This window comes from Acidimicrobiales bacterium (assembly GCA_025455885.1).
Taxonomy (GTDB): Bacteria; Actinomycetota; Acidimicrobiia; order Acidimicrobiales; family Acidimicrobilacustridaceae; genus Rhabdothermincola_A.
The window spans coordinates 1-17,738 of record JALOLR010000028.1; the positions used below are offsets into that span (position 1 = coordinate 1).

The 17,738-nt window shown below is 69.2% G+C and carries 14 protein-coding genes, 1 tRNA gene and 3 pseudogenes; all 18 read left to right on the plus strand.

Features of this window, described 5'->3' with window-relative positions; translation table 11 throughout:
* Window positions 1–655, plus strand: a pseudogene (locus tag MUE36_15795) (EF-Tu/IF-2/RF-3 family GTPase).
* A gap of 120 nt (window positions 656–775) precedes the next feature.
* The gene (gene rpmG / locus MUE36_15800) at window positions 776–940 is read left to right on the plus strand and encodes a 50S ribosomal protein L33 (GenBank protein ID MCU0312395.1); all 165 of its coding nucleotides are present in this window, start codon (window positions 776–778) and stop codon (window positions 938–940) included.
* A gap of 35 nt (window positions 941–975) precedes the next feature.
* Window positions 976–1,599 (plus strand): sigma-70 family RNA polymerase sigma factor, encoded by a 624-nt coding sequence (locus MUE36_15805; protein ID MCU0312396.1) that lies wholly within the window; start codon window positions 976–978, stop codon window positions 1,597–1,599.
* Window positions 1,589–1,933: a hypothetical protein gene (locus MUE36_15810; protein ID MCU0312397.1), complete on the plus strand. Its 345-nt coding sequence runs from the start codon at window positions 1,589–1,591 to the stop codon at window positions 1,931–1,933. The genes MUE36_15805 and MUE36_15810 overlap by 11 nt, the downstream gene beginning before the upstream one ends.
* A gap of 107 nt (window positions 1,934–2,040) precedes the next feature.
* Window positions 2,041–2,113, plus strand: a tRNA-Trp gene (locus MUE36_15815).
* Between the two features lie 34 nt (window positions 2,114–2,147).
* Complete coding sequence (gene secE / locus MUE36_15820) at window positions 2,148–2,450, plus strand: preprotein translocase subunit SecE (GenBank protein ID MCU0312398.1); 303 nt, start codon at window positions 2,148–2,150, stop codon at window positions 2,448–2,450.
* 13 nt (window positions 2,451–2,463) lie between these two features.
* Entirely contained in the window at window positions 2,464–3,171 is a 708-nt protein-coding gene (nusG, locus tag MUE36_15825) for a transcription termination/antitermination protein NusG (protein ID MCU0312399.1), read from the plus strand.
* A gap of 100 nt (window positions 3,172–3,271) precedes the next feature.
* Complete coding sequence (rplK, locus tag MUE36_15830; protein ID MCU0312400.1) at window positions 3,272–3,697, plus strand: 50S ribosomal protein L11; 426 nt, start codon at window positions 3,272–3,274, stop codon at window positions 3,695–3,697.
* A 97-nt stretch (window positions 3,698–3,794) separates the two neighbouring features.
* Entirely contained in the window at window positions 3,795–4,508 is a 714-nt protein-coding gene (gene rplA, locus MUE36_15835) for a 50S ribosomal protein L1 (protein ID MCU0312401.1), read from the plus strand.
* A gap of 280 nt (window positions 4,509–4,788) precedes the next feature.
* Window positions 4,789–5,604, plus strand: a complete 816-nt coding sequence (rplJ, locus tag MUE36_15840; GenBank protein ID MCU0312402.1) for a 50S ribosomal protein L10 — start codon at window positions 4,789–4,791, stop codon at window positions 5,602–5,604.
* Between the two features lie 2 nt (window positions 5,605–5,606).
* The gene (rplL, locus tag MUE36_15845; protein ID MCU0312403.1) at window positions 5,607–5,990 is read left to right on the plus strand and encodes a 50S ribosomal protein L7/L12; all 384 of its coding nucleotides are present in this window, start codon (window positions 5,607–5,609) and stop codon (window positions 5,988–5,990) included.
* A 616-nt stretch (window positions 5,991–6,606) separates the two neighbouring features.
* Window positions 6,607–9,716 (plus strand): annotated as a pseudogene (locus tag MUE36_15850) (DNA-directed RNA polymerase subunit beta).
* Between the two features lie 84 nt (window positions 9,717–9,800).
* Entirely contained in the window at window positions 9,801–10,145 is a 345-nt protein-coding gene (locus MUE36_15855) for a hypothetical protein (GenBank protein MCU0312404.1), read from the plus strand.
* Between the two features lie 10 nt (window positions 10,146–10,155).
* On the plus strand, window positions 10,156–14,085 hold the full coding sequence (locus tag MUE36_15860) for a DNA-directed RNA polymerase subunit beta' (GenBank protein ID MCU0312405.1): 3,930 nt from the start codon (window positions 10,156–10,158) through the stop codon (window positions 14,083–14,085).
* A 231-nt stretch (window positions 14,086–14,316) separates the two neighbouring features.
* The gene (rpsL, locus tag MUE36_15865; GenBank protein MCU0312406.1) at window positions 14,317–14,688 is read left to right on the plus strand and encodes a 30S ribosomal protein S12; all 372 of its coding nucleotides are present in this window, start codon (window positions 14,317–14,319) and stop codon (window positions 14,686–14,688) included.
* Window position 14,689: 1 nt separating this feature from the next.
* Entirely contained in the window at window positions 14,690–15,160 is a 471-nt protein-coding gene (rpsG, locus tag MUE36_15870; protein ID MCU0312407.1) for a 30S ribosomal protein S7, read from the plus strand.
* 122 nt (window positions 15,161–15,282) lie between these two features.
* A complete protein-coding gene (gene fusA, locus MUE36_15875) occupies window positions 15,283–17,370 on the plus strand; it encodes an elongation factor G (protein MCU0312408.1) in 2,088 nt (695 codons plus the stop codon).
* An 87-nt stretch (window positions 17,371–17,457) separates the two neighbouring features.
* Window positions 17,458–17,738: pseudogene (locus MUE36_15880) on the plus strand (GTP-binding protein).

Consider the following 17,738-nt stretch of genomic DNA (forward strand, 5'->3'; position numbering starts at 1 on the left):
GCTGTTGGACCTCGTCGAGCTCGAGGTCCGTGAGCTGTTGAGCGAGTACGAGTTCCCGGGCGACGACGTGCCGGTCGTGAAGGTCTCGGCGCTGAAGGCACTGGAGGGCGACGCCGACGCGACCGCCCAGATCCTCGAGCTGATGGCCGCCGTCGACTCCTACATCCCCCAGCCCGAGCGCGACACCGACAAGCCGTTCCTCATGCCGATCGAGGACGTGTTCACGATCACCGGCCGCGGCACCGTGGTGACCGGTCGCGTGGAACAGGGCGTCGTCCACACCGGCGACGAGATCGAGATCGTCGGACTGCGCCCGACCCAGAAGACGACCTGCACGGGTGTGGAGATGTTCCGCAAGCTGCTCGACGAGGGCCAGGCGGGCGACAACATCGGTGCGCTCCTCCGCGGGACCAAGAAGGAAGAGGTCGAGCGCGGCCAGGTGCTTGCGGCGCCGGGTTCGATCACCCCCCACGCGCAGTTCGAGGGCCAGGTGTACGTGCTGACCAAGGAGGAAGGCGGTCGTCACAAGCCGTTCTTCGCGAACTACCGCCCGCAGTTCTTCTTCCGGACCACCGACGTGACGGGTCAGATCTCGTTGCCGGAGGGCACGGAGATGTGCATGCCGGGCGACAACACGACGATGACGGTGCGCGTCACCAAGATCCTCAAGTAGCCCTCCGCGGGACGCCGGTCGCGCATCGGACGCTCCGCCCTACAATCCCTCCGGCCCCGCAGGGCCGTCGCCGTCGGGTCGTGCACCCGACCAGGAGCAACCATGCCGAAGAACGACAAGCGAGTGCAGGTCACCCTGGAGTGCCAGGTCTGCAAGCGCCGCAACTACATCACGACCAAGAACAAGGTCAACGACCGCGAGCGGATCGAGCTCAAGAAGTACTGCCGGTGGGACCGCGCCCACACCGCGCACAAGGAGACCCGCTGACGCTCCCCCAGGAGCGGCTGAAGGCGACGCCGGACGTGACTCGTCGCGCCGGCCAGTTCGCCGAGGCCGGCGACGAGTCCTCGTCGAGCCACCTGTCGGCCCTGGTCGAGGCGGCCCGCCACGGCGATCGAACCGCCTTCGACGCCCTGGTCCGGTCCACCTACGTCGACACCTACACCCTGGCCCACCGCCTGACCGGGGACGCCGAGGACGCCCGTGACGTCGTCCAGGAGACCTACCTGCGGGCCTTTCGGGCCATCGGGCGCTTCCGGGGGGACGCCAAGTTCACGACCTGGCTCTACCGGATCACCGCGAACTGCGCCTCGAACCACCTGGGGCGCCGGCGCCGCCACCGCCACGACGAGCTCACCGACGACATGGCGGTCGGCGACCCCCACCCCAGCCGTGACCCGGTCGGCCGAGCGGAGAACGAGTTGCTCCGCGACCGCCTCCACGTCGCGCTGCAGGCCCTGCCGCCCCGCCTCCGGGCCGTGGTGGTGCTCCGCGACGTGTACGACCTTCCCCACGAGGCCATCGCCGTCGAGCTCGGCATCTCGGAGTCGGCCGCCAAGGTCCGCCTGCACCGGGCCCGCCGCAAGCTACGCGACGTCGTGGCGCTCCGCGACCTCTCCGACGGAGAGGGCTCCCGTGCGGTGTGACCGCCTCGCCGAGCGGCTACCGGGCGTCGTCGACGGGGTGGCGCTCGAGCCCGCGGCCGCGGCGCACCTCGACGGGTGCCTGCGTTGCCAGGCGGACGTCGCCCGCTACCGCCGTCTCCGTCGGGAGCTCGCGGCCACCCGCCACCTCGCCCTTCAGCCCCCTCCCGACCTCCTCGACGCGCTCGACGACGGCCTCGACGCCGCCCGGTGGGCGCCGGACGGGAGCGACCACCGGCGTCGGGCGGCCTACCTCGGCGGCCTGGCGGCGACCGCCGCGGCGGGCGTCGGCGGGGCGCTCGTCCTGGCGGTGCGCAGCCGTCGCCTCGCCGGCTGAAGGCGCATTCGCAGGTCGGGGGAGCGGGGCCTAGGCTGTCGGCGACCGGTCTGCCGGGGTCGGCCTCTGTGAGGTGGCTGCTACCCTGACCCGCCCGGGTAGCACCGAGGGCAGTAGCTCAACTGGTAGAGCACCGGTCTCCAAAACCGGCGGTTGGGGGTTCGAGTCCCTCCTGCCCTGCTCCGTTCGTCCCCCCAAGCCCGTGGGAAGTCAAGTGGCTCTCAACCGTGAACAGAAGCGCAGGCTCCAGCGCCAAGGCGAGCTCGGCCCCGACGGCGAACCCCTGCGCACCAAGCGCAATCCTCAGGCCGGGCGGCAGAAGGAAGAGCGCACCGGGCCGCGCCAGTTCGCCCACGAGGTCCGCGCCGAGCTGAAGAAGGTGGCGTGGCCCACCCGCTCCGAGACCCTCAACTACTCCCTCATCACGCTCATCACCCTCGTCATCTTCACGCTGTTCATCTTCGGCGTCGACTGGGTGTTCTCCGAGCTCGTCCTCCGACTGTTCAACGCGAAGTGATCCCGTGCCTGACATGACCTCCCTCACCGACGACACCCCGAGCACCGACGACGACACCGTCGACGCCGCCGGGTCCGTCGACGCCGCCTCCGATGACGACGGCGGCGTCGCCGTCGAGGTCCTCGACCCCGACGAGCTGCTCGAGGCCGAGCGGCCCAAGCCGGAGAGCCCCTATGACCGTCCGGGCATGTGGTTCGTCGTGCACACCCAGTCGGGCTACGAGAAGAAGGTCAAGCAGAACCTCGAGGCCCGCATCTCCTCGATGAACATGGAGGAGACGATCCACGAGGTCGTCATCCCCATGGAGGACGTGGTCGAGTTCAAGAACGGCAAGAAGCAGGTCGTCCAGAAGAAGGTCTTCCCCGGCTACCTCCTCGTGCGCTGCGAGCTCGACGACGACTCGTGGTACGTGGTGCGCAACACCCCGGGTGTGACCGGCTTCGTGGGCCAGGGCGCCAAGCCCTCGCCGCTGAAGCGCAAGGACGTCGAGAGCTTCCTGCAGGTCAAGGTCGAGGGCGAGGACGCCGCCCCGAAGCGGGGCAAGCCCCGCATGGAGTACGAGATGGGCGAGACCGTCCGGGTGAAGGAAGGCCCGTTCGCCGACTTCTCCGGCGAGATCGTGGAGATCAACGAGGACCAGCTCAAGGTGAAGGTGCTGGTGAACATCTTCGGGCGCGAGACGCCCGTCGAGCTCGAGTTCAGCCAGATCGCCAAGTTGTAGGACCGCTCCTCGGAGTTGTCACCGGCGGTGCGACCCGCCACCATTGATCAACCGCGCACGGCCGACCTGTGGCCTGCGCCGACGAACAGGCAGAGACATCATGGCCAAGAAGAAGGCGACGGCCGTCGTGAAGATCCAGATCCCCGCCGGCGGCGCGAACCCCGCGCCCCCGGTCGGTACGGCGCTGGGCCCGCACGGCGTGGCGATCATGGACTTCTGCAAGGAGTACAACGCCAAGACCGAGGCGCAGAAGGGCACGATCGTGCCCGTCGAGATCACGATCTACGAGGATCGCTCCTTCTCCTTCATCCTGAAGACCCCGCCGACCTCGGTGCTCATCAAGCAGGCCGCCGGACTCGACAAGGGCTCACAGAACCCCTCGAAGGAGACCGCCGGGTCGATCACCGACGCCCAGGTGGCCGAGATCGCCCAGGTCAAGCTGCCCGACCTCAACGCCAACGACCTCGACGCCGCCAAGCTGCAGGTGGCCGGCACGGCCCGCTCCATGGGCATCGACGTCGTCTGATCCACCGGCCCGTGTGGGCCACCAACCGCGTCGGGACGACCTCGCCCACGCGGCCGCCGCGTCCCCGTCCGGGGGCGCCCGACCCGAGGGAGCCGTCATGGCGAAGCATGGAAAGAAGTACACCGATGCGGCCCGCCGCTTCGATCGCAACCAGCTCCACACCTCGCCCGAGGCCGTGGACCTGGTGAAGAGCCTGGCCCCGGCGGCCTTCGACGAGACCGTCGAGCTGTCGGTCCGCCTGGGCGTCGACCCCCGCAAGGCCGACCAGATGGTGCGCGGCACCGTCGGGCTGCCCTCGGGCACCGGCACCGACGTCCGGATCGCCGTCTTCGCGGGCGGCGACGCGGCCGTCGCCGCCCGCGAGGCCGGCGCCGACATCGTCGGCGCCGAGGACCTCATCGCCGAGGTGGAGGGCGGGATGCTCGACTTCGACGTCGCCATCGCCACCCCGGACCTCATGCCCCAGGTCGGCAAGCTCGGCCGGGCGCTCGGCCCACGGGGGCTCATGCCGAACCCCAAGACGGGGACCGTCACCCCCGACGTCGGCAAGGCCGTCGCCGACTTCAAGGGTGGCAAGGTGGAGTACCGCACCGATCGCCACGGCAACGTCCACGTGCCGATCGGCAAGGTGAGCTTCGGGGCCGATGCCCTCGGCGCCAACTTGCGGGCGGTGCTCGAGGAGCTCGAGAAGGCCAAGCCGGCGACGGCCAAGGGCCGCTACTTCCGGCGGGTCAGCCTGTCGTCGACCATGGGCCCCGGCATCAAGGTCGATCCGGCCCGGATGCTCGTCGACGACACCGTCCCTGCCTGACCGGTTGGCTCGTCGGGCCCGCTCCCGCTAGCCTCACCCCCGGCCTTCGGGCCCCAGTCGAATCCTGCTCGCCGCAGACCTCCGGTCGCCCCTCGGGGTGCAATGGGCCCACCGCCCCCCGGACGAGGCGCTCGCTCTCCTCTCACGGGGTGTTCGCGCGTCACCGCGGCGGACACCCCGTCGCCGTTCCCGGTGACACCCGGGCTCCGACCCGGTCCCCAGCGCTCCGGCGCACGAGAGAGTGCGCTGCGGCGCCCGCGAGAACGAAAGAGGAGGTGCGATGGACAACCCCAGACCGGACAAGGTCGCCGTGGTGGAGGCCGTGAAGGCCCAGCTGGCCGACGCCGATGCGGCCGTGCTCACCGAGTACCGCGGCATCAACGTGAGCGAGCTGGCCTCGCTGCGTCGATCGCTTCGCGACGTCGGTGGCGAGTACCGGGTGTACAAGAACACGCTGGTGCGCATCGCCACCCGTGAGCTCGGTCTCGAGCTCGACGACCTGTTGACGGGGCCGACGGCCATCGCCTTCGTGCGAACCGGTGCCGGTGACCCCGTCGCGGTGGCCAAGGCGCTGCGCGAGTTCGCCAAGGGCAACCCGAACCTCGTGGTGAAGGGCGGCATCCTCGGCGAGTCCCGCCTCGACGCCGACGAGGTCAAGGCCCTCGCCGAGGTCGCTCCCCGTGAGGAGCTGCTGGCCCGGTTGGCCGGCCTCATGGCGGCGCCGATGCAGCAGTTCGCCGGCCTCCTCCAGGCCGTCCCGCGCGACTTCGCCTACGGGTTGGCCGCCCTCATCGCCGAGGGTGGCGCGCCCGGCGCCCCGGCGTCGGTCTCGGAGGCCCTCGCGGCCGCCGAGGAGCCCGCCCCCACCGACACCGCTGTCGACGCTCCCGTCGACGAGACCGTGGCCGACGCCCCTGCGGCGGCCGACGACACCCCGGCCGAGGCTCCCGCCGACGCCCCCGACTCCGCCGAGGCGATCGCCTCGACCGACACCGCCCCGGCCGAGGCTCCCGCCGACGCCCCCGACCCCGCCGAGGCGATCGCCTCGACCGACACCGCCCCGGCCGAGGCCGGCGACGACACCCAGGAGAGCTGACCATGGCCACCAAGGAAGACATCCTCGAGTCCATCGCCAACATGAGCGTGCTCGAGCTGAGCGAGCTGCTCAAGGAGTTCGAGGAGAAGTTCGGCGTCACCGCCGCCGCGCCGGTCGCGGCCGTGGCCGCCGCGCCCGCCGCCGGTGGTGGCGGGGATGCCGCCGCCGCCGAGCAGGACGAGTTCGACGTCGTGCTCACCGCCGCCGGTGACAAGAAGATTCAGGTCATCAAGGAGGTGCGCTCGCTCACCAGCCTCGGTCTCAAGGAGGCCAAGGACCTCGTGGACGGCGCCCCCAGCACCGTGCTCGAGAAGGCCAGCAAGGAAGACGCCGAGAAGGCCAAGGAGGCCCTCGAGGGCGCCGGCGGCTCGGTCGAGCTCAAGTAGCCCCACCGCGCGGGGCGATACCTCGTGCGCCATCGACGTTCGGAGGGTCCGTCCTGCGGGGCGGGCCCTCGTCGCGCTCCGGGGAAGCCCGCGTCCCGCCCCGCACCGCGTGCCGAGGCGACGGAGCCGACGAGGACGCCGTGGCCGGGGTGCGCTGCCCGGTGATCCGGGCCGGGCGGGGCGGGGGAAGCGCCAGCGTCCCGTTCCGCACCGCGTGCCGAGGCGACGGAGCCGACGAGGGCGCCGTGGCCGGGGTGCGCTGCCCGGCGATCCGGGCCGGGCGGGGCGGGGGAAGCGCCAGCGTCCCGTCCCGCACTGCGTGCCGAGGCGGCGGAGCCGACGAGGACGCCATCAGTACAGTTCCTTGACCTGTTCGGCGTGTTCGGCTTAGGGTTCGTCCCAATCTGACCGGGGTAGAAGTGGATGATCCCCCGAGTGAGCACCCGGATCCGCTGGTCGGATCTCCCGGGTTGCTCTTCTTTCCGCGTCCCCTCTATGCTGACGCGTTGCCGTGCTCGCCCGCTGCGCCACGTTGGCCGTCATCGTCGTTTCCGTCGTGACGCCGTCGCGCCTGTAGGTCGGCACGAACCACACCCCTCCTACCGAGGAGTCATCCTTGCCTGCACGCTCGTCCGTCCGGGAACGCTATACGTTCGCCAACCTCGACGAGGTCCTCGCCCTCCCCGATCTGATCGCCATCCAGCGGGAGTCCTTCGAATGGTTCCTGCACCAGGGGCTGGCCGAGACCTTCCGGGACATCAGCCCGATCAAGGACTTCACCGAGACCCTCCAGCTCGAGCTGGAGTTCGATCCCGAGGACGAGGACCTGCGGCCACCGCCGAAGTTCTCGGTGGAGGAGTGCAAGGAGAAGGACATGACCTTCTCCGCCCCGATCTTCGTCCGGGCGCGCTTCATGAACGCCACCACCGGCGAGATCAAGGAGCAGACCGTCTTCATGGGGGACTTCCCGATGATGACGGACAAGGGCACGTTCGTGATCAACGGCACCGAGCGGGTCGTGGTCTCCCAGCTCGTGCGGTCGCCGGGCGTCATCTTCCAGCCCGGTGAGCGCTACCGGCTCCGCAACCTGAGCAAGCACCAGCTCGTCACCGGCACGATCCACCCCTACCGGGGCGAGTGGATCGAGTTCGACGTCGAGCAGAAGCCGGGCAAGGACGTCACCGCCGGCGCCCGCGTGGCCCGCAAGCGCCGCCTCAGCCTCTTCGTGCTGCTGCGGGCGCTCGGCTACGACGAGGAGAACTACCCGGGGTTCCTCGACCGCTTCGTGCGCCACTTCGACTTCCTCGAGGGGCAGTGGGAGAAGGACCGCGAGCTGGCCCCCACCCAGGACGAGGCGCTCGTCGAGATCTACAAGCGGGCCCGCCCGGGTGAGCCGCCGTCGGTCGAGTCGGCCAAGGCCTACTTCCGCAACGCCTTCTTCGAGAACCGCCGCTACGACCTGTCCCGGGTCGGCCGCTACAAGCTCAACCGCAAGCTGGGCCCCGAGCTCGACCGCCTCGAGAACCTCTTCGGCATCACCCTCGAGAAGCCCGAGCTGGACCAGCCGGTCCTCACGCCGGCCGAGGTCCTCGCCGCCACCACCTACCTGCTGAACCTCGTCAACGCCGAGCCCGGCTACCGCCTCGACGACCAGGACCACTTCGCCAACCGCCGGATCCGGTCGGTCGGCGAGCTGATCCAGAACCAGGTCCGCATCGGGCTGTCGCGCATGGAGCGGGTGGTGCGCGAGCGCATGACCACCCAGGACGTCGAGGCCATCACGCCCCAGACCCTGATCAACATCCGCCCGGTCGTGGCGGCGATCAAGGAGTTCTTCGGCACCTCGCAGCTCTCGCAGTTCATGGACCAGGTCAACCCGCTGTCGGGCCTCACCCACCGGCGTCGCCTGTCGGCGCTCGGACCGGGCGGGCTGTCGCGCGAGCGGGCCGGGTTCGAGGTCCGTGACGTGCACTTCAGCCACTACGGCCGCATGTGCCCGATCGAGACGCCGGAGGGCCCGAACATCGGCCTCATCGGCGCGCTGGCCACCTTCGCCCGCGTCAACGAGTTCGGGTTCATCGAGTCGCCGTACCGCAAGGTCATCGACGGCAAGGTGACCGACGAGATCGTGTACCTCGCCGCCGACGAGGAGGAGGAGTACGTCGTCGCCCAGGCGAACGCCCCTCTCAACCCCGACGGCAGCTTCAAGGCCGACCGCGTCCTCGTCCGTCGCTCGCCCCAGGCGGCGACCCTCGGCGACCTCAAGCTCCAGCTCGAGCGCGACGTCTTCTTCGGCGCCACCACGGAGATCTCCTCGGTGCCGCCGAAGGAGGTCCAGCTCATGGACGTCTCCCCGAAGCAGATCGTCTCGGTGGCGACCGCCCTCATCCCGTTCCTCGAGCACGACGACGCCAACCGGGCGCTGATGGGCGCCAACATGCAGCGCCAGGCCGTCCCTCTTCTGCGGGCCGAGGCGCCCTACATCGGCACGGGCATCGAGTCCCGCGCCGCCCGTGACGCCGCCGACATGATCATCGCCGAGGACGACGGCGTCGTCAGCGAGGTCGACGGCAACGTCATCGAGGTCGAGTACAAGGGCGGTCGGCGCAAGGTCTACCGACTGCTCAAGTTCGAGCGCTCCAACCAGGACACCTGCATCAACCAGAAGCCGATCGTCGTCGAGGGCCAGAAGGTGGCCAAGGGCGACATCCTCGCCCACGGCCCCTCCACCGACAACGGCGAGCTCGCGCTCGGCAAGAACCTCGTCGTGGCCTTCATGCCGTGGGAGGGCTACAACTTCGAGGACGCCATCATCCTCTCCGAGCGGCCCGTGACACCAAGCTCGGCCCGGAGGAGATCACCCGGGACATCCCGAACCTCTCCGAGGAGATCCTCGCCGACCTCGATGAGCGCGGCATCATCCGCGTCGGAGCCGAGGTCGGCCCCGGTGACGTGCTCGTCGGCAAGGTCACCCCGAAGGGCGAGACCGAGCTCACCCCGGAGGAGCGGCTCCTGCGGGCCATCTTCGGCGAGAAGGCCCGTGAGGTGCGCGACACGTCGCTCAAGGTGCCCCACGGTGAGACCGGCAAGGTCATCGACGTCAAGGTGTTCAGCCGCGACGAGAGCCACGAGCTCCCCCCGGGCGTCAACCAGCTCGTGCGGGTCTACGTGGGTCAGAAGCGCAAGATCAGCGTGGGCGACAAGCTCGCCGGCCGCCACGGCAACAAGGGGGTGATCTCCAAGATCCTCCCGATCGAGGACATGCCCTTCATGGCCGACGGCACCCCGGTCGACATCGTGTTGAACCCCCTCGGCGTGCCGAGCCGCATGAACGTCGGCCAGGTTCTCGAGGCCCACCTCGGCTACGCGGCCCGCTACGGCTGGTCGATCGACGGCACCACCGTCGGCGACGAGCCCACCCGGGGCACCGAGAGCAAGACGCGGCCCACGACGCCGCCGTCGACCCTCGTGGCCACGCCGGTCTTCGACGGCGCCCACTGGGACGAGCTCGAGGGCGCCGGGAAGCACCCGACGATCCAGAAGATCTTCCAGAACCTGCAGCCCGAGGCGACCGACAGCCGCTACGGCGACAACGGCCGCCTCATGCAGGACGACGGCAAGACCACGCTCTACAACGGGCGCACCGGCGAGCCCTACGACAACCCGATCACCGTCGGCGTCGTCTACATCCTGAAGCTCGCCCACCTCGTGGACGACAAGATCCACGCCCGGTCCACCGGCCCCTACTCGATGATCACCCAGCAGCCGCTGGGCGGGAAGGCGCAGTTCGGCGGCCAGCGCTTCGGCGAGATGGAGGTGTGGGCCCTCGAGGCCTACGGCGCCGCCTACTGCCTGCAGGAGCTGCTCACCATCAAGTCCGACGACGTGCTCGGCCGCGTCAAGGTCTACGAGGCCATCGTCAAGGGCGAGAACATCCCCGAGCCCGGCATCCCGGAGAGCTTCAAGGTGCTCATCAAGGAGATGCAGGCCCTGTGCCTCAACGTCGAGGTCCTCTCCACCACCGGTGAGGAGATCGAGATGCGTGAGCTCGACGAGGACATCTTCAGAACGGCCGAGGAGCTCGGCATCGACATCTCGCGGCCCGAGCGGGGCAGCGACGAAGAGGACGCCCGCCGCCAGGCGGAGAGGAGCTGAGGGAATGCCCATGCTCGACGTGAACAACTTCGATCAGCTGCGCATCGGTCTGGCCACGGCCGACTCGATCCGCACGTGGTCCAACGGCGAGGTCAAGAAGCCGGAGACCATCAACTACCGCACCCTCAAGCCGGAGAAGGACGGGCTCTTCTGCGAGAAGATCTTCGGTCCGACCAAGGACTGGGAGTGCTACTGCGGCAAGTACAAGCGGGTGCGGTTCAAGGGCATCATCTGCGAGCGCTGCGGCGTCGAGGTGACGCGCTCGAAGGTCCGGCGCGAGCGCATGGGCCACATCGAGCTGGCCGCCCCGGTCGTGCACATCTGGTACCTCCGTGGCACCCGCTCCTGGCTGGCGTACCTGCTCATGGGCACCGAGGCCCGCGAGGAGCTGAAGGCCAAGCAGCTCGAGAAGGTCATCTACTTCGCCGCCAACCTCGTGACCTGGGTGGACGAGGAGCGTCGTCACGACGAGCTCGCCAACCTCGAGGCCGAGATGCTCGCCGAGCGCGACGTCATCGAAAAGGAGCGCGAGGTCGAGCTGGCGAAGCGGTTCGAGGCGCTCGAGACCGAGCTCGCCGAGCTCGAGGCCGAAGGGGCCAAGGACTCCGACGTCAAGGCCCGCCAGCGGGCCAGCGAGAAGGACCTCCAGGGGATCCGAGAGCGCTACGAGATGGAGCTCGACCTGGTCACCCGGGCCTTCGAGGAGTTCAAGGACCTCTTCCCCCGCAAGATCATCGAGGACGAGATGCTGTGGCGTGAGCTGCAGGATCGCTACGGCGACTACTTCGAGGGCGGGATGGGCGCCGACGCCATCGCCCGACTCGTCGACCGCATCGACCTCGACGCCGACGAGGTGATCCTGCGCACCCAGATCGACCCGCCGGACGGGCAGAAGCCGCTCTCGGCCCAGCGCAAGCAGAAGGCCATCAAGCGTCTCAAGATCGTGTCGGCGTTCAACCGCCGTGACGACCACGGCCGCCGGGTCAACGACCCGAGGGCCATGATCCTCGACGTCGTCCCGGTGATCCCGCCGGAGCTGCGCCCCATGGTCCAGCTCGACGGCGGCCGCTTCGCCACCTCCGACCTGAACGACCTCTACCGCCGGGTCATCAACCGCAACAACCGCCTCAAGCGGTTGCTCGACCTCGGCGCCCCCGAGATCATCGTCAACAACGAGAAGCGGATGCTCCAGGAGGCGGTCGACGCGCTGTTCGACAACGGCCGCCGCGGCCGACCGGTCACCGGGCCGGGCAACCGCCCCCTGAAGTCGCTGTCCGACATGTTGAAGGGCAAGCAGGGCCGCTTCCGCCAGAACCTGCTCGGCAAGCGCGTCGACTACTCGGGCCGTTCGGTCATCGTGGTCGGCCCCACGCTCAAGCTCCACCAGTGCGGCCTCCCCAAGCTGATGGCTCTCGAGCTGTTCAAGCCCTTCGTCATGAAGAAGCTGGTCGACTCCGAGGTGGCCCAGAACATCAAGTCGGCCAAGCGCATGGTCGAGCGGCGCCGGCCGCAGGTCTGGGACGTGCTCGAGGAGGTCATCAAGGAGCACCCGGTGCTGTTGAACCGGGCGCCCACCCTGCACCGCCTCGGCATCCAGGCCTTCGAGCCCGTGCTCGTCGAGGGCAAGGCCATCCAGATCCACCCGCTGGTGTGCCACGCCTTCAACGCCGACTTCGACGGCGACCAGATGGCCGTGCACCTGCCGCTGTCGGCCGAGGCCCAGGCCGAGGCCCGCGTGCTGATGCTGTCGGCCAACAACATCCTGTCGCCGGCCGACGGTCGTCCTCTGGTCACCCCGACCCAGGACCTCATCATCGGTGCCTACTACCTCACCGAGCAGCTCGACGACGCGGCCGGCTCCGGGCGGGTGTTCCGCACGCTCGAGGAGATCGAGCGGGCCTACGAGGCCGGTGACGTGGCGCTGCACGCCAGCATCGAGCTGCGCACCCCCGAGACCGTGGTGGGCACCACCGACGACGGGCGCCCCGCCTACCTCGTCACCACCCCGGGCCGGGTGTTCTTCAACACCGCCCTGCCGGCGGGCTTCGAGTTCCAGAACCTGCGCGTCGACAAGAAGGTCATGGGCCGCATCGTCGACGAGCTGGCCCACAACTACCCGAAGGCCGACGTCGCGGGGGCGCTCGACCGCATGAAGGACCTCTGCTACCGCTACGCCTCCAAGTCCGGTCTCACCATCTCGATCGAGGACGTCCGCACGCCGGGCGAGAAGCAGGAGATCCTCGACAAGCACGAGAAGGAGGCCGACAAGGTCGAGGTGCAGTTCCGTCGGGGCATCATCACCGATGGTGAGCGGCGCCAGAAGGAGGTCGAGATCTGGACCACCGCCACCGACGAGGTGAAGGTGAAGATGGAGGCCGCCCTGAAGGCCACCAAGTTCAACCCCATCGAGATGATGGTGGGTTCGGGAGCCCGCGGGAACATGATGCAGGTCCGTCAGATCGCCGGCATGCGCGGTCTCGTGGCCAACCCCCGTGGCGACATGATCCCCCGACCGATCAAGTCGAACTTCCGCGAAGGCCTCTCGATGCTCGAGTACTTCATCGCCACCCCCGGCGCCCGGAAGGGACTGGTCGACACCGCCCTGCGCACCGCCGACTCCGGCTACCTGACGCGGCGTCTCGTCGACGTGGCCCAGGAGCTGATCATCAACGACGAGGACCCGTTCGCCACCGGTGGCCCGGTCCGCGGCATCTGGCTCGAGGACATCGGCCCGGACCGTCCCGGTCAGCGGGCCTGGCTCGAGACCCGTCTCTACAGCCGCACGCTCGCCGACGACGTCGAGCTGGCCGACGGCAGCGTCATGCCCAAGGGCACCCTCGTCGGCGACGACGAGATGGCGATCCTGCGCGACGACCCCGGGGTCACCCGGGTGCGGGTGCTCTCGCCGCTCACCGACGATTCCGAGCACGGCATCTCGGCGGCGTCCTACGGGCTGTCGCTGGCCACCGGCAAGCTCATCGAGGTCGGCGAGGCGGTGGGCGTCATCGCCGCCCAGTCGATCGGGGAGCCCGGCACCCAGCTCACGATGCGGACCTTCCACACCGGTGGTGTGGCGGGCGCCGGTGGCGACATCGCCGGCGGTCTGCCCCGTGTGGTCGAGCTCTTCGAGGCCCGCAGCCCGAAGGGCAAGGCGACCCTGTCCCGCACGTCCGGTGTGGTGCGCATCGCCGACGACGAGGGCAAGGGCCGGGTCATCACCGTCGTGTCCGACGACGGCGACGAGGAGTCCTACACCGTCCCGAGCCTGGCCCGGCTCGAGGTCACCGACGGCCAGGAGATCCGGGCCGGCGATCCGATCGTGGACGGTCCCCGCGACCCCAAGGAGCTCCTCGAGATCAAGGGCATCCAGGAGACCCAGCAGTACCTGGTGATGGAGGTGCAGAAGGTCTACCGAGACCAGGGCGTCCCCATCCACGACAAGCACATCGAGCTGATCGTGCGCCAGATGACGCGCAAGATCGCGGTGCAGGAGCCGGGTGACTCCGATTTCCTCCCCGGTGAGCGGGTCGACCAGAAGGTCTACCGCGACGTCAACCGGGCGCTGGTGCTCGAGAACCAGGTCCCGGCCGAGGGCCGTCCCGAGATGATGGGCATCACCAAGCGGCGGCGTCGTTCCAGGAGACGACCCGGGTGCTCACCGAGGCCGCGATCGAGTCGCGCAGCGACTCGCTGGTCGGCCTCAAGGAGAACATCATCATCGGCAAGCTCATCCCGGCGGGCACCGGCATGCCGGTCTACCGGGAGATCACGGCCTCGGCGCCCGACTACCAGCCGATGGAGTTCTACTCCTCGGCCCCCGACGACGAGGCCGACATCGCCGAGTGGCTCGCCAGCCGCAGTGGCGCCGACGCCGCCGACCTCGTCGCCGGCCAGGGCGATCTGGCCTCCACCGGCGACGAGGTGCCCGACGCCCAGGTGATCGACCTGGTCACCGGGGAGGAGCACGCCGGCTGATCCCTGCGCCGGCGGTGGCCCCGTGCCGCCGCCGGCGGGATCCCGGCGTCTTGCCGGAATCGCCGCCGCCCCTCTAGCATTGCCAGTCGGCTCTGGCGCACCGCACCGCGCCGACCACGAACTCCATCGCCCCCGCGTCCGGCCCCGTCGGCGCCGGTGGCGCCAGACGCAGCGCAATCTCCGAGAAAGGTCCGTCGTGCCCACGATCCAGCAGCTGGTCCGCAAGGGGCGCCAGTCGAAGCCCGCCAAGGCCAAGACGCCCGCCCTGAAGGGCGCTCCGCAGCGGCGGGGTGTGTGCACCCGGGTGTACACCACCACCCCGAAGAAGCCGAACTCCGCCCTGCGCAAGGTCGCTCGCGTGCGCCTCACCAGCGGCATCGAGGTCACCGCCTACATCCCCGGCGAGGGCCACAACCTCCAGGAGCACTCCATCGTGCTCGTCCGCGGCGGCCGGGTGAAGGACCTCCCCGGTGTCCGCTACAAGATCATCCGCGGCACCCTCGACACCTCGGGCGTGCGCGACCGCAAGCAGGCCCGTAGCCGCTACGGCGCCAAGAAGGAGAGCTGACGTGCCCCGCAAGGGTCCCGCCCCCCGCCGTGAGCTGATGCCCGACCCGATCTACCGGTCGGTGGTCGTCACCCAGCTCGTGAACAAGGTCCTCCAGCGCGGGAAGCGCTCCACCGCCGAGAAGATCGTCTACGACGCCCTCGACATCATCGAGGCCAAGACCGGTGCCGAGCCGATCGCCACGCTCAAGCGGGCCGTCGACGGCGTGAAGCCGCAGCTCGAGGTGCGCAGCCGCCGTGTAGGTGGTGCGACCTACCAGGTCCCTGTCGAGGTCCGGCCCCGCCGGTCGAACACCCTCGCCATCCGTTGGATCGTCGGCTACGCCCGGCAGCGCCGTGAGCGCACCATGGCCGAACGCCTCGCCAACGAGCTGCTCGACGCCAGCAACGGCGTCGGCGCCGCGGTGAAGCGCCGCGAGGACATCCACAAGATGGCCGACTCCAACAAGGCCTTCGCCCACTACCGCTGGTAGGCGTCCGGCGTTCGCCGCCGGCGTCGAGGGCGCGCCCGACACCCGTCGGGTCGACCCCCCGAGGCCTCCCAGCCGATCCCACCCCCCGACGACCGCGAACGACGACGACACAGGAACGAACGATGGCCGCCCGCACCTTCCCCCTCGAGCGAACCCGCAACATCGGGATCATGGCTCACATCGATGCCGGCAAGACCACCACGACCGAGCGCATCCTCTACTACACCGGCAAGAACTACAAGATCGGTGAGGTGCACGACGGCGGCGCCACGATGGACTGGATGGTCCAGGAGCAGGAGCGCGGCATCACCATCACGTCCGCGGCGACCACCTGCCACTGGAACGACCACCGCATCAACATCATCGACACGCCCGGCCACGTCGACTTCACCGTCGAGGTGGAGCGCTCGCTGCGGGTGCTCGACGGCGCCGTCGCCGTCTTCGACGGCGTGGCCGGTGTGGAGCCCCAGACCGAGACGGTGTGGCGCCAGGCCAACAAGTACAACGTCCCCCGGCTCTGCTTCGTCAACAAGATGGACCGTCTGGGCGCCGACTTCTTCCGGGTGCTCGAGACGATCAAGGACCGCCTCGACTGCACGACCGCCGTCCTGCAGCTCCCCATCGGCGCCGAGGGCCACTACAAGGGCGTGATCGACCTCGTCACCATGGACGCCATCGTCTGGCTCGACGAGGAGCTCGGGGCGAAGTGGGAGGTCCAGGAGATCCCCGCCGATCTCCTCGCCGACGCCGAGGCCTACCGGGCCGAGCTGCTCGAGACCGTCGCCACCGTCGACGAGGACCTGCTCGAGAAGTTCGTCGCCGAGGAGGAGATCGGCGTCGACGAGCTGCGCGCCGCCATCCGCAAGGCAACCCTGTCCGGCGAGGTCGTCCCGATCCTCAACGGCACGGCGTTCAAGAACAAGGGCGTCCAGCCGCTGCTCGACGCCGTCGTCTGGTACCTGCCGTCGCCGCTCGACCTCCCGCCGGTGCAGGGCACCAACCTGAAGGGCGACACCGACCTCGAGCGCAAGGCCGGCGACGACGAGCCCTTCGCGGCCCTCGCCTTCAAGATCATGACGGACCCCCACGTCGGCAAGCTCACCTACTTCCGGGTCTACAGCGGACACCTCGAGAAGGGCGCCCAGGTGCTCAACGCCCGGACGCAGAACAAGGAGCGCATCGGCCGCATCCTCGAGATGCACGCCAACGATCGCGAGGACCGCGACGAGGTCTTCGCCGGCGACATCGTGGCCGGCATCGGCTTCAAGAACACCAAGACCGGCGACACCCTCTGCGACCCGGCCAACCCGATCGTGCTCGAGGAGCTCGTCTTCCCCGAGCCGGTGATCCACGTCGCCGTCGAGCCCAAGACCAAGGTCGACCAGGACAAGATGTCGAAGGCCCTCTACTCGCTGTCCGAGGAGGACCCGACCTTCCAGGTGCGCACCGACGAGGAGACCGGTGAGACGGTCATCTCCGGCATGGGCGAGCTGCACCTCGAGGTGCTCGTCGACCGCATGCTGCGCGAGTTCAAGGTCGACGCCACGGTCGGCAAGCCGCAGGTGGCCTACCGTGAGACCATCAGCACCAAGGTCGAGAAGTCGACCTACACCCACAAGAAGCAGACCGGTGGCTCCGGGCAGTTCGCCGAGGTCACGATCTCGCTCGAGACCACCGGCCCCGGTGGCGGGTACGAGTTCGTCGACCAGATCACCGGTGGGCGCATCCCGAAGGAGTACATCCCCTCCATCGACGCCGGCATCCAGCAGGCCATGACCTCGGGGGTCCTGGCCGGCTACCAGACCGTCGACGTGAGGGCCATCCTCACCGACGGCAAGTACCACGACGTGGACTCCTCGGAGATGGCGTTCAAGATCGCCGGGACGATGGCCTTCAAGGAAGCCGCCCGCAAGGCCAAGCCCATCCTCCTCGAGCCGATCATGAGCGTCGAGGTGTCCACGCCCGACGACTTCATGGGCGACGTCATGGGCGACCTGTCCTCGCGTCGCGGCAAGCTCGGCGGCATGGAGCAGCGCGGCAACAGCCAGATCATCCGGGCCCAGGTGCCCCTGTCGGAGATGTTCGGTTACGCTACCGACCTTCGTTCGCGCACCCAGGGTCGAGCCACCTACACCATGCAGTTCGACTCCTACCAGCAGATGCCGTCGAACGTGCAGGAAGAGATCGTCAGCCGCGTCCGCGGCCAGTGAACCCGGGCCCGAGCCCGCAGCCCCCAACCCCACCAAGTCGCCCCGGCCCGAATCGCCTCGGCACGGACACACACAGGAGACACCACGATGGCGCGTGAGAAGTTCGAGCGGACCAAGCCCCATGCGAACGTCGGGACGATGGGCCACATCGACCACGGCAAGACGACGCTGACGGCGGCGATCCGAGTTCGCGAACATCGACAAGGCGCCCGAGGAGCGGGAGCGGGGCATCACGATCAACATCTCGCACGTGGAGTACGAGACGGAGAACCGTCACTACGCCCACGTCGACATGCCCGGCCACGCCGACTACATCAAGAACATGATCACCGGTGCGGCCCAGGTCGACGGGGCGATCCTGGTGGTGT

Bases quoted from the DNA above. Each gene is read 5' to 3' on its own strand.
- rplK (MCU0312400.1), top strand. From the start codon at position 3,272: ATGGCCAAGAAGAAGGCGACGGCCGTCGTGAAGATCCAGATCCCCGCC.
- rplL (MCU0312403.1), top strand. From the start codon at position 5,607: ATGGCCACCAAGGAAGACATCCTCGAGTCCATCGCCAACATGAGCGTG.
- nusG (MCU0312399.1), top strand. From the start codon at position 2,464: ATGACCTCCCTCACCGACGACACCCCGAGCACCGACGACGACACCGTC.
- rpmG (MCU0312395.1), top strand. From the start codon at position 776: ATGCCGAAGAACGACAAGCGAGTGCAGGTCACCCTGGAGTGCCAGGTC.
- rplA (MCU0312401.1), top strand. From the start codon at position 3,795: ATGGCGAAGCATGGAAAGAAGTACACCGATGCGGCCCGCCGCTTCGAT.
- MUE36_15855 (MCU0312404.1), top strand. From the start codon at position 9,801: ATGGAGGTGTGGGCCCTCGAGGCCTACGGCGCCGCCTACTGCCTGCAG.
- MUE36_15860 (MCU0312405.1), top strand. From the start codon at position 10,156: ATGCTCGACGTGAACAACTTCGATCAGCTGCGCATCGGTCTGGCCACG.
- rplJ (MCU0312402.1), top strand. From the start codon at position 4,789: ATGGACAACCCCAGACCGGACAAGGTCGCCGTGGTGGAGGCCGTGAAG.
- fusA (MCU0312408.1), top strand. From the start codon at position 15,283: ATGGCCGCCCGCACCTTCCCCCTCGAGCGAACCCGCAACATCGGGATC.